A 15,249-nucleotide genomic window follows, 5' to 3' on the forward strand; every position below is an offset into this window, starting at 1 on the left:
TCCGTCCGGTTTTTGTTTGCGCTATTCTAAAATTGGTGGATATCTGCTAGAATAAAGACACATTTACACGGAGTTGTCCACTGACTTATCCTCATTGTCCACAGCATTAAACCCTTATTTTGCAATACTTTCACTTTTATTTCCACCATTTTCACGGAGAATTTTATGACCGATATTTTTGATTTTTGGGAAACCGTACTGGCCCGACTGGGCGAACGGATTTCCCCGGAGATGTTGAACTGGCTCATGTCGCATGTCTTGCCGCTGACATTAACGGAAGACACATTGACGGCGCAAGTAAGCAAACCGTTTTTAAAAATTTGGCTCGAAAAAAATCTCTTGAGCGATTTGCAGGCAACTGTCAACGAAGTGGCTGCGCGGCCGCTCACATTGCAAATCACCTTGCCCCAAGCGACGGACGTACCGATACCGCCGTTGCCGTCGACAAACACCACGGAAACTTTTACATTGCCCGAACCCCCGGTGCCGGTACTTCCCAAACCGACACAAACCGTCGTGCAGGAAACCTCGCCGAGCACTCCACCAGCCGCTGCAGTACAAATCCCCGCGGCGCCGGAAAGTGAGTACAACTTCGGCAAACATTCGATTCCCATCGACCCCGCCTGCACCTTTGACAATTTTATTGTTTCCAATTCCAATACGTTGGCGCGCAGCGCGGCATTCGCCGTCGCGCAACAACCGGCGCAGTACCAAAATCCGTTATTCATCTACGGACCTTCAGGACTCGGCAAGACCCACTTGATGCACGCCATTTGCAACTATGTGCGCACCCACACGCCGGAAAAGAAGTTTTTATTTCTCACGAGTGAAGATTTTACCAATGATTTCATTTCCGCGCTGACGCAAAAAGGAGTGGAGCATAACCGCGCCTTTCGGGAAAAATATCGTTCCGTCGATTATCTGCTCATTGATGACGTGCAGTTTTTCGGCAAAAAAGACGGTACGCAATTGGAGTTTTTCCACACGTTTAATGAACTGCTGAACAGTAAGAAACAAATCGTCATGACCTGCGATCGGCTGCCGGAAAATATGGAAAAAGTCGAGCAGCGACTGATCTCGCGTTTCCGCATGGGTCTGGTCGTTGAAATTCAACCGCCGGACTTTGAAATCCGCAGCGCCTATTTACAGAAAAAAGCGGCCGCGGCGGACATTTCGATTCCGACCGAAGTCGTATCCTTTCTCGCGGAAAATTTTACCGAAGACTTTCGGGAACTGGGGGGCGTGTTTAATCGCATCGCCACATTACAGTCATTATCGCCGGAACCGATTACGGTCGAGTGGGCGCAGCAGCAACTGGCCGATATCCTGCCGGCCGAACGCCGCATTATTTTGAATCCGGATATTATCATCAACGAAGTCGCGAGCTTTTATAAAATTCGCCGTGATAAACTCGTCGGCAAAACACGTCCGAAAAATATCGTGTTCCCGCGGCAAATCGCCATGTTCCTCTGCCGTGACATGTTGGATTTATCCTTTAAAGAAATCGCGGCGGCTTTTAACAAAAATGACCATACGACCGTCATGCACGCTTACGACAAAATTTATAAAGAACTGCAAACCAATATCAAGCTGCAGGAAGAGATAAAACAGATCCGGCAATTTTTGACCGGCGGATAACCAGCGGATGAAGAGCGAAAATGACGTGGATAATTTCGGATGTTATCCACTTTATCGGCGGGTATGAGGGATAAGGAGCGCAATTTTATCTTTTATCCACCGACTTATTCACATCAATGCGAATAACATTTACAAGCTTTGCCCGCATTATCCACTTTTCCACCGCGTCTACTACTACTGCTATTTTTTAACTGTAAACAATCAAAAATCGCCATCGTAAGGAGGCCATCATGAAATTATCGTTACCCACCCAAGCTTTACAATCGGCATTGGACCAAGTCAGCCGCGCCGCCGCACCGAAAGTCGGTAATAATGCGTATGCGGGAATTTTATTGAGCGCTGCCGACAATATGTTGGAAATACAGGCGACGGATTACCAGGTCAGTGTACGGGTCCGCACGCCGGCGACCGTCACCGAACCGGGTGAAACAGTCGTATTGGCCGCGTATTTGCCGGAATTGATCAAAAAGCTGCCGGCGGGTACGGTGGAAATCCAAAGTCAGACCGGTGCATCCACATTATTGATTCGCGCGGGACGCAGTGAAAATGAAATGGTAACCGGCGTCGCCGGCGAATTTCCCCGTTTGGATGAATTGGATAATCCCCAACAATTTACGTTGCCTAGCGATCAGCTGCGCGATATGTACAGTCTGACGCAATTCGCTGTCGCGGGCGACAACCAACGTCCGATTTTCAGCGGCATTTTGTTGGAGGCGGGGGAGAAAGCGGCGCGCATGGTCGCTACCGATACGCACCGATTGGCATTGCGTGAAGTAGCGCTGGCGGATGCGTTGGCGCAGCCGGTGCGTTTGGTAATTCCCGAACGCGTGCTCGCCGATGTCGTGCGTCTGTTGCCGATGAATGAACCGGTCGATGTGACGATTTCCTGGCGTCGCGACTATGTCGCGTTCGAATTTGCGGGCGTGTATTTCGTGTCCAATCTGATCGCGGGCGAATTTCCGGATTATGAACGCGTGTTCCCGGCGCGTTTTGATGCGAAGGCGGTTATCGATCGGCGCGAATTTACCGCGGCGTTGGAACGAGCGGCCTTAATTTCGCGCAACATGGCGTATAAAACTGTTACCTTAAAATGGGGTAACGACAGTGTGGAAATCAGCGCGACGAGCGCCGAAGTGGGGAGCACGGAAGAAACATTACCGGTGGCCTATGAGGGGGAAGCATTGGAAATCGTGTTCAACTGCTTCTACTTGCTCGATATTTTAAAACGTTCGACAGGCGATAAAATTACCCTGCACATCCTGCAAAACGGACCGATGCTTGTGGAACAGGAAAACGATCCGGATTACCGGTATGTGGTCACGCCGATGCGAGGACATTAAGATGCGGGAAATTACGATTCATACGCCTTTCATCGCGTTAAATGAACTGCTGAAACTCGCCGGCGTAGTGGGTTCGGGGGCGGAGGCGAAACTATTGATCCGCAGCGGTGAAGTTTGGGTCAACGGCGAACCTTGCACCGTAGTTCGCAAAAAAATTACCGCCAATGATCGCGTCGATGTGCCCGATCAGGGCAGCTTCGCGGTTGTGTCCGAAGCATGAAAATCGCCACCGTTGCGGTGACGGATTTTCGCAGCTATGCGGAATATTCGCTGACGCTTTCCGCTCCGACGACATTGCTTTACGGCCCGAACGGTTGCGGCAAAACGAATCTTTTGGAAGCGATGTATCTCGCTTCCGTGGGAAAATCGCCGCGCACGAGTCATGATCGGCTGATGATTCGTCACAGCGCGGAAAGCGCCGCTGTTCGGGTCGATTTTACGCGCCATGAAGTCGCGCAAAAAATTCAAATCAATTTATATAAAAATAAACGCAAAGAAATGTGGATCAATGCGACGCCGGTTCGCCAAAAAGAATTGGTCGGGACATTGCACACCGTTTATTTCGGGCCGGATGATTTGCAATTGATCAAAGGCAGTCCGCAGGGGCGGCGCCGTTTTTTGGATTTGAGTTTGGCGCGGGCGAACTCGCTATATTATGATGCGTTACTGCGCTACAATCGGATTTTGGCGCAGCGTAACCAACTGCTGAAAGCGCAGCGGGCGGCGGATTTGACACCGTGGGATGAGCAGCTGGCGACGCAGGCCGTCTATATTACCCGCGCGAGATTGCAGGCGTTGGAGGAGTGGAACAGGCTGGTCGGACCGACATCGCAAACCTGGTCAGCCGGAGATCTCAACGTGCATTTGAAATACCTGCGCTCGTATGCCAAAAGTGAAGATATTTCCAAAGAGGAGTATTTACATCTATATAAAGAAACGCTGGAACGTGATTTGAAAAGCGGTTTTACCTCCATCGGACCGCATCGTGCCGATGTGGTGTTTTACCATGAGGATAAAAATTTGGCCGATTACGGATCGCAGGGCGAGCAGCGGCTCGCCATTTTGGCGTTAAAATTATCCGAAACCACGTATTTAAAAGAACATGTCGGCGAATTACCCGTGTTGCTGTTGGACGATGTCCTCAGCGAACTTGATGAGGAACGGCAACAGGAATTGTTACGCTGGACCGCCGATCGGCAGTTGCAATTGATCATGACCGCCGCGTATCGTCCGAACCGGTTGCCGGAACCGGTCGATATGCGTTGCTTGGAGAAATCCCATGGCGCATAATTTAAGTCCTTTACAACAGGCGCTCGCCGTCTGGACGGAGCAATGGAAAGACCAGCCGCAAATGCGGTTGTACCGATTGCAGGAAAGCTGGCCCGAAGTCGTCGGCAAAATACTGGCGAAAAAATCCTTTATCGGTAAGTATGACGGCGCGATGGTCACGGTGCTTGCGGATAATTCCGTCTGGTTGAATGAACTTTTTATTCAGCGGGAAAAAATTATCAAAAAATTGGCCGACCGATTTCCGGAATACACCATCACAGATTTGAAATTTGGCACCGGTCGCCGCGCGCAACAGGCGCCAAAGAAAGCGGCGGAAAAAAGGATACAGGAGCATATTCCCGCATTGACCGCGGCGCAGAAAGAAGAAGTGGCCGCGTTTTTTGCGGCGGTACCGGATCCGACCTTAAAACAATCGTTGATTCATTTGCGCGAACGGCAACTGGCGCTGGAATTGGCGCGACGGGAAGCGGGTTTTGTACCCTGCGGAGTCTGCCACCAGTTGACGGACGCGGTCGACGGTACTTGTGAAATGTGTAAGTTGCGCGCGCAGGCGCAAGAACGTCACGCCGTCACCCGCTATCTGAAAGAGCATCCGGCCGCATCGTATCGGGATATCATAGCGGCTGTGGGCACGAGCGAGAGCATGTATGCGCAGGCGCGGCAATACTTGATCTATCGCACGCTCGATCATATCTATCACCGTGTGGAAACGGCGGCGGAGCAGGTCATGCTCGCGAGTTTACTCACCGGCATCGAACCGCAGGAACTGACGGAGGATCATGTCCGAAATCTCTTGGCGAAGTTCGCGCGTAAAGCGGAAGATAAATAACGTAAAATAAAAAATAAGCGAATTTTATTCGCCTCGACTCTTACCCCATATAAAAATCAAAAAAGGCCCGTAACGGGCTTATTTTGATAAAATAAGTATATTTTTCAAATTATTTATAGTATACTGTATATATTAAGATAAAAATTTTGAAAAGAGGAAACTATGGCGGAAAACACTCGTAAAACCGGCTACGGCGCGCAGGATATTCAGGTCCTGGAAGGCTTGGAAGCCGTTCGTAAACGTCCGGGTATGTACATCGGCGATACTTCGTCGCGCGGTCTGCACCATTTGGTGTATGAAGTGGTGGACAACTCCATTGACGAAGCATTGGCCGGTTTCTGTACTCATATTGAAGTCACGATTCATCAAGATAACAGCGTGACCGTGGTCGATGACGGCCGCGGCATTCCTGTCGATATGCATAAAACCGGTCGTCCCGCGATCGAAGTCGTGTTGACGGTGCTTCACGCCGGCGGTAAATTCGGCGGTGGCGGCTATACGATCTCGGGCGGTTTGCACGGCGTCGGCGTATCCGTCGTCAATGCCTTGTCCGAAAAAATGGACGTACAGGTACAGCGCGGCGGTCAAACGCATGAAATCGCTTTCGCCCGCGGTCATATCAGTGAGCCTTTGCATTCGTACGGCCATGTCGAAACGACCGGCACCAAAGTGACCTTTTTACCGGATAAAGAAATTTTCACGGAAGGCGTGGAATTTTCGTTCGACACGCTCGCGTCGCGTTTCCGCGAACTTGCGTTCTTAAATAAAGGACTGCGCATTACATTAACGGACGAACGCGACGATGAAAAATATTCTGAAAGTTACCATTATGAAGGCGGTCTGAAATCCTTCGTCGAATATTTGAATACGAATAAATCGACCATTCATCCGAATGTCATTGACTTTGAAGGGGATCGCGACGGCATTTTTATCGAAATCGCGATGCAGTACAATGACGGTTTCAGCGAAAATGTGTACTCTTTCGCCAACAATATCAACACCATTGAAGGCGGCACGCATTTATCCGGTTTCCGCGCCGCGTTGACGCGCACGATCAACGACTATGCGCGGCGTTCCGGTCTGATTAAGGAAAATGAGGACAATCTTTCCGGTGACGACGTGCGCGAAGGTTTAACCGCCGTTATCAGCGTGAAAGTTCCCAATCCGCAGTTCGAAGGCCAGACGAAAACGAAACTCGGCAACAGCGAAGTCAAAGGGATTGCCGATACGCTGATTTCGGAAGGCTTGCGCATTTATCTGGAAGAACATCCGGTCGACGGCAAAAAAATTATTGAAAAGGCATTGCTTGCCAGTCGCGCGCGGGAAGCGGCCCGCAAAGCGCGCGAATTGACGCGCCGTAAAAACGCGCTCGAAGTCTCGAGCTTACCCGGCAAACTTGCCGATTGCTCTGAACGCAATCCGGAAATGACGGAAATTTATCTCGTCGAAGGTGACAGCGCGGGCGGCTCCGCGAAATCCGGCCGCGATCGTCGCTTCCAAGCGATTTTGCCCCTGCGCGGTAAAATTTTGAACGTTGAAAAAGCGCGCTTGGATCGCATTTTAAATAATGAAGAAATTCGTTCGATGATTACGGCGTTCGGTACCGGCATCGGACAGGAATTTGATCTCAGTAAATTGCGTTATTATAAAATTATCATCATGACGGATGCCGATGTCGACGGCGCGCATATTCGTACCTTGCTGTTGACATTCTTCTACCGCTACCTCACTCCATTATTGGAAGAGGGGCACATTTATATCGCGCAGCCGCCGCTGTACCAATTGCGCAAAGGGCGCAGCAAATGGTACATGTACAGTGACGAAGAGCTGGCGGAAAAACTCGATGAGGTCGGCCGGGAAAATATCACCGTGCAACGGTACAAAGGTCTCGGCGAAATGGACTCCGAACAACTTTGGGATACGACGATGAATCCGCAGTATCGCACGCTGTTGCAGGTCGGCATGGAAGATGCCATGGCGGCGGATCGGATTTTCACCGTACTGATGGGTGACAAAGTCGAACCGCGGCGGCGTTTCATTCAGGAAAACGCGAAAAATGTTACCAACCTCGATTTATAAAAAACGGCTTCGGCCGTTTTTTTGTGCGAATTTTCCGTCAAATGTACGCGTATGAATGGTATGAATCCATTCACGGATAGTGAAATGTCACATCAAAAATAAAAATCGACTGAAATGATCTTAGTACCATATATGGGAATAAAAAGTAATATACTATTCTTCATCTACTATATACGCAGATTAATTTGTTAAAATAGTGTCAAAATCAATGGAAACCGGAGAAAAAATGATGAAGTAGGGGGAAAAATAATAACAAAAAGGAATTTTTACGAAAAAAAGTATTTTGGCTTGCATTTTCAGACCTTAATGCTATAATTGACCTAATAAAAAAAGGAAAAGAAGGTGATGATAGATGGCGGAACCTCATTTGACAGACGGCTATCTTCCGGGAGAAGAGAATGCTCCGAAATTGAAACGCAGTCTGAAAGCACGTCATATGAACATGATCGCCATTGGCGGCGCCATCGGTACCGGCCTTTTCGTGGCCGGTGGGGAATCGGTTTCCCAAGCGGGCCCGGGCGGTGCGCTGCTCGCATATTCACTCATCGGTATCATGGTGTATTTCTTGATGACGAGCTTGGGGGAAATGGCCACTTACATGCCGGTCTCCGGTTCATTCGGAACGTACGCCGCGCGATTTGTGGATGAGGCATTCGGATTTGCACTCGGTTGGAACTACTGGTTCAATTGGGCCATTACATTGGCGGCGGAACTGGTCGCCAGTGCTCTGATTATGAAGTATTGGTTCCCCGATACACCGTCCATTGTCTGGAGCGCGTTATTTTTTGTTCTGATCTTCGGCTTAAACTATATGTCGACGCGCTTATTCGGTGAAAGTGAATTTATTTTTGCCGGCGTGAAAGTCATGACCGTCATCGTGTTCCTCTTTGTCGGCGCATTGTTGATCCTCGGTATTGGCGCGGAATCGCCCGGATTTACGAACTGGACGGTCGGAGAGGCGCCGTTTGTCGGCGGCTGGGCGGCCGTTCTCGGGATTTTCATGATCGCCGGATTCTCGTTCCAGGGCACGGAAATGATCGGTGTCGCCGCGGGCGAATCGGAAAATCCGAAAGAAAACGTACCGAAAGCGATCAATACGATTTTCTGGCGTATTCTGCTGTTTTATCTCGGTTCCTTTACGGTCATCGGCTTCCTGATTCCGTATACGGATCCCAACCTTTTGAACAGTTCGGTGGAAAATATTTCCATCAGTCCGTTTACGCTCGTTTTTGAACGTTTCGGTTTACCGGCGGCGGCGGGCATTTTAAATGCCGTTATTTTGACGGCGGTACTTTCGGCGGGCAACTCGGGCGTGTATGTATCGACCCGTATGCTGTACGCGTTGGCCGCAGAAGGCAAAGCGCCGAAAGCGTTTCTGAAAGTCAATCAACGCGGTATTCCGACCAATGCGTTATTTGCGACGGCTGCGTTCGGTATTGTCGCATTTCTCACGAGTCTCATTGGGGACGGCGTCACGTACAATTGGCTGATCAACATCAGCGGCATGGCGGGCTTCATTACCTGGGTGGGCATCGCGATTTGTCACTATCGTTTCCGTCGCGCGTATATTCGCCAGGGTTACGATTTGAATGATTTACCGTATAAAGCGTCGCTGTATCCCTTCGGTCCGATCTTCGCGTTGGTCCTGTGTCTGATTGTTATGGCGGGGCAGAACTACACCGCATTTACCGGTCAGGAAATTGACTGGTATGGCGCCAGCGTCGCGTACGTCGGCATTCCGGTATTCCTTGCCGTGCATTTCTGGTACAAACTGAAATACAAAACGAAATTAATTCCGCTGGAAGAAGTCAATTTGGATCCGCATGACGATGAATTGCTCGCGCAAAGCGGCGAAGAAGTCGATGACTGAATCACAATAAAAACGATCCCGAATGGGGTCGTTTTTTATTATACAAAAAGTTAAACAATGCAAGAAAAAGAAATAATAATTCGCCATTTACAAGGCCGATTGCTATAATATATCTAAACAAAAAAATCGCCGTGGCAAAAAGACGATAGATGGAGGCAGCATAATGAAGCATTGGTGGCAATGGTTAATGTTGACGGTATTATGTTTGGCGGTGTGGGGATGCGGCAAAAGTTCGACAGCGGAAGTACCGCCGCCGTTGGTTAAAACGATGACGATCGGCGCGACGGAAACCGCTGCGGAACATTCATTTTCCGGCACGGTGCACGGTCGCACGGAATCTCCTTTAGGATTTCAAATTCCGGGGAAAATCGTGCATAAATTCGTGCAGTCCGGCGATCGTGTCCAAACGGGCGATCCCTTATTCTCGTTAGACGCGAATGATGTGGAAGCGCAAGTCGACGCGGCGCAGGGACAGGTCGACGCCGCCGCCGCACAATTGGAACTCGCGAATAAAACACTCTCGCGTATGGAAACTCTCTATGCGCAAGACGCGATTTCCGCGCTGAAAATTGACGAAGTGCGCAGTAAACAGCAGTTGGCGCAAGCGCAGTACGATCAGGCGCAGGCCGCTTTATACCGGGCGCAAAATCAGGCATCGTTCGCCACCTTGCGGGCGGATCGTGACGGTGTTATCGGCATGATCATGGCGGAAATCGGCCAGGTCGTCGGCGCGGGCATGCCGGTCGTGGCGATCGTCGATAACAGCAGTTTGGATGTGCAAATTTCTCTTACGGAAAAAAATATTTCTGATTATCCGGTGGGCAGCTCCGCCGAAGTGACGTTCTGGGCGTTGCCGGACCAAAAATCGACGGCGGTGATGCGTGAAGTTTCACCGGCGCCGAATCCGAAAACGGGAACCTATGACGCGAAGTTGACGCTCAGCGATCCGCCGGCGCAATTGGCACTCGGCAGTACCGCCGAAGTGCGTTTCACGGGCGCCTCCGGCGAGCAGATACTGGTACCTTTGAGCGCGCTTGCGCCGCAATCCAAAACGCCGGCCGTTTGGGTCGTGCGGGATGAGAAAGTCACTCTTGTTAACGTAACGACAGGGGCGTACCGAGGCGATCAGGTGGAAATTACCTCCGGTCTCAATAAAGGGGATCGGGTCGTCGTTGCCGGTGCGCAAAATCTGACGGAAGGGCAAGCGGTCCGGATATGAAATCATTTAACTTAGCGAGATGGGCGGTCAAACACCGCCCTATCGTTTACTTTTTTATCGTTTCGATATTAATTGCCGGCATCGTGAGTTTCTTTGACTTGGGTCGGCGGGAAGATCCCGACTTTTCGATTCGCTCGATGACGATCGCCGCGGCTTGGCCGGGCGCGACTGCCGAGCAGATGAACGAACAGGTCACCGATAAGATCGAGCAGAAATTGCAGGATACCCCGGGGCTCGATTACATCAAAAGCTTCACCAACGGGGATACCACGGTCATTTACGTTTGGTTGCGCGAAGATCTTCCCAAAGAAAGCGTGCGGCCGACCTGGACCGATGTGCGCAATCTCACCAACGATGTTTGGCGCGAGCTTCCGAAAGGCGTCGTCGGCCCGTTCATGAATGATCGGTTTGATGATGTTTACGGCTCGATTTACGCGCTTACCGGGGATGATTTTTCCTACGAAGAAAAACGGGAATACGCGGAAACTCTACGTCGTGAGCTCTTAAAAATTCCCGAAGTGCAAAAAGTAAAATTGATCGGTGTCCAGGAGCAGACGATTTATATCGAAATGGAAGAAGCGAAACTGGCGCAGCTCGGTATCGATCCGCGCATGGTCTTCCAAATGCTGCAGCAGCAGGGCACATTGCTGCCCGCCGGCTCGGTGCGCACCGGTTCGCATAATGTCGCGTTGCGCATCACGGGGCTTTTGGATTCCGCGGAAGCCATTCAAAACTTGTCCATTCACATGGGCGAACGCTCCATTCGTCTCGGTGATATCGCGACCGTCAAGCAGGCGTACGCCGACCCGCAAAATCCGGTCATGATGTTCAACGGGAAAGAAGCCGTCGGCATTGCGATCTCCATGGCGCCGGGCGGAAACGTTTTGAATCTCGGCGATGAATTGACGGAGGCGATCGCGCAGTATAAAAATGAATTGCCGGTGGGCTTGGAGATCGGTCAGGTCACCAACCAGCCGGAAGTCGTTACCGGCGCGATTAATGAGTTTACACGGGCGCTTGCCGAGGCCATTGTGATTGTGTTGCTGGTCAGCTTCCTCGCGTTGGGGTGGCGCTCCGGCACGGTCGTCGCGCTGTGTATTCCGGTCGTTGTCGCGGCGACCTTCATCATCATGCATTACTTCGCGATCGATTTGCAGGTCGTCTCCTTAGGCGCGCTGATCATTTCTCTCGGCCTTTTGGTCGATGACGCCATCATCGTCGTGGAAATGATGCAACGCAAATTGGAAGAGGGCGTGGATCGGTTGCATGCGGCGACCGCGGCCTATGAAATCACCGCGTTTCCGATGCTTTCCGGCACGCTGATTACCGCCGCCGCGTTTATCCCGATCGGTCTTGCCAAAGGGATTGTCGCCGAATACACGGAGAGTCTTTTTTCCGTCACCGCGATCGCGCTTTTAATTTCCTGGTTCGCATCCGTACTCGTCAGCCCCGTATTGGGCTATAAAATGATTAAGGTGACGCCGCCGGACGAACAAAAGGAAACACGTTGGGGCGCGTTCCAGAAGAAGTTATTGAACGGATTTAAAAATTCGCTGGAAACGGTCTTGCGCTATCGTAAGACGGTTGTGATCGCGACGATTGCCGCGTTTCTGATCGCGGCGATTTCCTATCCGCTGTTGAAAAAAGAATTTTTCCCCGCGTCCGTTCGACCGGAACTGATTGTCGAAACGGAATTGCCGCTCGGCGCGACGCAAGCCGCGACGAAAAAAATGACCAACGAGTTCGTGGCTCATTTTTACGGGGACAAACGTGTTGAGTCCGTTACCAGCTACATCGGCGAAAGCGCGCCGCGCTTTATTTTGCCGTTTGAACCGGTGCCGCCGCGCACCAACTACGCGCAGACGGTCATTGTCGCGACCGACGCTGACGCGCGTCGCTCCCTGCAAACCGATGTGGAGCGAGCGCTGGCGGATGATTTTCCCGATGTCCGCAGCAATATTCGTTTGATTCAAACCGGTCCTCCGGCGCCGTATCCGATCATGTATCGTTTGTCTGGTCCGGATACCGAGCAACTGCAGACGTACGCCAATGAAGTCGTGCAACTGATGCAGCAGGATAAAGAAGTCAGTCTGGTCAATATGGATTGGCCGCAGATGACGCCGTCCGTCGAAGTCAAAATCGATCAGGACCGGATTCGTCAACTCGGCGCGGATAATTACGCCGTCGCCGCCGATCTTTACACCAAACTTTCCGGCTACCAGGTATCGTCGGCCTACCTCGGCGATCAACTCGTACCGGTCAAATTCCGTTTACCGCCGGGTCGTCAGCAATTGGGCGATTTGGCGAACCTTGCCGTGCATGTCGGCGGCGGTCGTTACGTGCCGCTCGGTCAATTCGCGACGCTCACGCCGACCACGGAAAATACGATGATCTGGCGGCGTAACTTAACGCCGACCATTACCATTCGCGCCAATGTCGCCGATGATACACCGGCCGATACCGTTTCGGAGCGGATCTACACGAAAACGCTTGCCGATTTCCGTGAAAATCTGCCGACGGGATATTCTCTCGAATATGACGGCAGTGTCGAACGCAGTCATACGTCCGTGAACTCCATCGTCGTCGTCATGCCGGTCATGATCTTCGTGATTCTCATGATCCTCATGTTCCAGCTCGGCAAAATTCGACTCATGTTCATGGCGGCCGTTACCGCGCCGCTCGGTCTGATCGGCTCCATCGTCGCCTTACAATTGACGCGCAAACCGCTCGGTTTCGTCGCCATTCTCGGCATCATTGCGCTGTCGGGCATGATCATTCGTAACTCGATCATTCTGCTCGATCAGATCGAAACGCACCGCGCGGACGGTGAACCTCTCCATGAGGCTGTCGTCAACGCCGCCATGATGCGTTTCCGGCCGATCCTGCTCACCGCGCTCGCCGCGATTTTGGGCATGATCCCGCTGATGCGTTCTTACTTCTGGGGACCGATGGCTTTCGCCTTCTCCGGCGGTCTGCTCATCGCGACCCTGCTCACGCTTTTCTTCCTGCCCGCTATTTACACATGGGTCTATCGGAAAGAAGAGTAAATAAAAAGTCCATTCCCTGATATCAGGGGATGGACTTTTTTGTAAGCGTACGTACGGGCTGAAAGTCTACATTTCGCGGGCGTGCTGAAGTGCAGTTACATGTTGTCATCTTGTTATACGAATAGGGAAATAAATGAAGTAAAGTTATCAAAATAATCCGAAAAAAATGATATAATATGAAATGAAATAAATTGAATTTATAAATCTTTTTAGTCTGTGGGAGATTTGCTGACCGTATTCTAAAGAGGCGAAAACAATCATACGTCAGATACCTCCTTGGAATGGATAGAATCCAACTCTAAGGAAGTATGAAAGGGAATGAAGTTCTCCCTTGGGTAACCTAAACCGTTTATTAAGCTGATGACTTCTACAATTACTTTTAGTTGCAGAAGTCATCAGCTTTTTGCGTTTAAGGGGGGAATTTTTCATGTTAACATCACTATCGCTCGTTTTTCTTCTTGGTTTAGCCATGGGGGCTATTTGTCAGCAATTCAAACTTCCTAAAATCATCGGCATGTTAATGACCGGTATTGTATTGGGTCCGTTTGTTTTTGATTTTTTAGATCCTACATTACTTTCTATTTCCGCAGATTTGAAAAAAATGGCGTTCATCATCATTTTACTCAGAGCGGGATTATCTTTGGACTTAGCCGATCTGAAGAAAGTGGGGAGACCGGCTGTTTTACTGTCCTTTATACCGGCTACCTTCGAGATTATCGGGTATATTTTGCTGGCGCCTGTCATGCTTGGGATAACAAGAATGGACGCGGCGGTTATGGGTGCCGTTTTAGGCGCTGCTTCTCCGGCGGTTGTCATGCCCCAAATGGTACATTTCATGGAAAATAAATATGGAACAAAAAAAGCAATCCCACAGATGATTATGGCCGGTATTTCTTGTGATGGTATTTTTGTAATTGTATTATTCACCACATTTCTAGGCATGGCGCAAGGTGGGAGCGCCGGCATTACAGACTTTTTCAACGTGCCGATTTCGATCATTCTTGGCGCTGTTTTAGGAGCATTGGTCGGTTATTTGTTGTGTCTGTTTTTTGAAACCGCTTATGCGCATAAGTATTACGTACGAAACAGCATGAAAGTAATTATCGTCCTTGGTTTTTCCTTTTTTCTGATTGCTATTGAAACTTGGTTGGAAGGTATCGTGGCGGTATCAGGCTTATTGGCGGTTGTCAGCATGGCATGTGTTTTGAAAATGAAAAGCACCGTTTTTGTATCGAAACGATTATCTGAAAAATTTGGAAAACTGTGGCTTGCGGCGGAAGTAATGCTGTTTGTTTTAGTTGGCGCAGCAGTAGATATCCGCTATACATTAGAGGCAGGAATTATAGCCGTATTAATGATTCTGACGGCACTGCTTTTTAGATCTTGTGGCGTTTTACTGTGCATGACAAAAACGATGTTGACATGGAAAGAAAGATTATTTTGCGTGATTGCGTATCTTCCGAAGGCTACTGTACAGGCGGCGGTTGGTTCGGTGCCGCTTGCGGCGGGACTTGAATGCGGAAACATTGTTTTGTCGGTAGCGGTGATGGCCATTGTGGTGACGGCTCCATTGGGAGCATGGGGAATGGATTCTACATATAAGAAATTATTAGATAGAGATTCATCTGACTGATATTCTGATAAATTTATTTGTCTGATTAATATGTCAACCGGAATGCGAAAAGAAAATAATGGCAGCGGCGGCCGGCATGCAAAAAAGCGACTCGAGGAGCAAGGCTCCGGTCGGGTCGCTTTTTTATTTACTTCATTTGTAAAGGGGAAGGGTGTACCGCTTGCAGTTATGATTATCCGTGAACGTTATTCTTTATCCGTTTCACCGATTTTTTGCAATCAAAAACCGCCGCTCGGAAAAGGCTGCGTCTTCCTACGATTCGAAATCACTGACCGATAGTCGATTACGTTCCGTACCGAAAAGA

General features: G+C 50.1%; 10 protein-coding genes and 1 riboswitch. All 10 genes read left to right on the forward strand.

What is annotated here, in order from left to right; translation table 11 throughout:
• Positions 1-165: 165 nt before the first annotated feature.
• A complete protein-coding gene (gene dnaA / locus KH813_RS00085; RefSeq protein ID WP_303991658.1) occupies positions 166-1,638 on the forward strand; it encodes a chromosomal replication initiator protein DnaA in 1,473 nt (490 codons plus the stop codon).
• A gap of 230 nt (positions 1,639-1,868) precedes the next feature.
• Complete coding sequence (gene dnaN, locus KH813_RS00090; protein ID WP_303991661.1) at positions 1,869-2,978, forward strand: DNA polymerase III subunit beta; 1,110 nt, start codon at positions 1,869-1,871, stop codon at positions 2,976-2,978.
• A 1-nt stretch (position 2,979) separates the two neighbouring features.
• A complete protein-coding gene (locus KH813_RS00095; protein ID WP_303991664.1) occupies positions 2,980-3,198 on the forward strand; it encodes an RNA-binding S4 domain-containing protein in 219 nt (72 codons plus the stop codon).
• Positions 3,195-4,268: a DNA replication/repair protein RecF gene (gene recF / locus KH813_RS00100; protein WP_303991667.1), complete on the forward strand. Its 1,074-nt coding sequence runs from the start codon at positions 3,195-3,197 to the stop codon at positions 4,266-4,268. Before KH813_RS00095 ends, recF begins: the two co-directional genes overlap by 4 nt.
• Complete coding sequence (locus tag KH813_RS00105) at positions 4,258-5,097, forward strand: DUF721 domain-containing protein (protein ID WP_303991670.1); 840 nt, start codon at positions 4,258-4,260, stop codon at positions 5,095-5,097. The genes recF and KH813_RS00105 overlap by 11 nt, the downstream gene beginning before the upstream one ends.
• Positions 5,098-5,259: 162 nt before the next feature.
• Positions 5,260-7,176 carry a DNA topoisomerase (ATP-hydrolyzing) subunit B gene (gyrB, locus tag KH813_RS00110; protein ID WP_303991672.1) on the forward strand — a complete coding sequence of 639 codons (1,917 nt, stop codon included), beginning with the start codon at positions 5,260-5,262 and terminating at the stop codon, positions 7,174-7,176.
• Positions 7,177-7,528: 352 nt separating this feature from the next.
• Positions 7,529-9,046, forward strand: coding sequence for an amino acid permease (locus tag KH813_RS00115; protein ID WP_303991675.1), 1,518 nt, complete (start codon positions 7,529-7,531; stop codon positions 9,044-9,046).
• A 163-nt stretch (positions 9,047-9,209) separates the two neighbouring features.
• Positions 9,210-10,265, forward strand: coding sequence for an efflux RND transporter periplasmic adaptor subunit (locus tag KH813_RS00120; RefSeq protein ID WP_303991677.1), 1,056 nt, complete (start codon positions 9,210-9,212; stop codon positions 10,263-10,265).
• Positions 10,262-13,312 carry an efflux RND transporter permease subunit gene (locus KH813_RS00125; RefSeq protein WP_303991680.1) on the forward strand — a complete coding sequence of 1,017 codons (3,051 nt, stop codon included), beginning with the start codon at positions 10,262-10,264 and terminating at the stop codon, positions 13,310-13,312. The genes KH813_RS00120 and KH813_RS00125 overlap by 4 nt, the downstream gene beginning before the upstream one ends.
• Positions 13,313-13,617: 305 nt before the next feature.
• Positions 13,618-13,689: riboswitch (Fluoride riboswitch) on the forward strand.
• 50 nt (positions 13,690-13,739) lie between these two features.
• Positions 13,740-14,945 carry a sodium:proton antiporter gene (locus KH813_RS00130; RefSeq protein ID WP_303991682.1) on the forward strand — a complete coding sequence of 402 codons (1,206 nt, stop codon included), beginning with the start codon at positions 13,740-13,742 and terminating at the stop codon, positions 14,943-14,945.
• Positions 14,946-15,249: the final 304 nt, after the last annotated feature.

The sequence above is a fragment of the Negativicoccus succinicivorans genome, from assembly GCF_018373335.1.
GTDB classification, from domain to species: Bacteria; Bacillota; Negativicutes; order Veillonellales; family Negativicoccaceae; genus Negativicoccus; species Negativicoccus succinicivorans_A.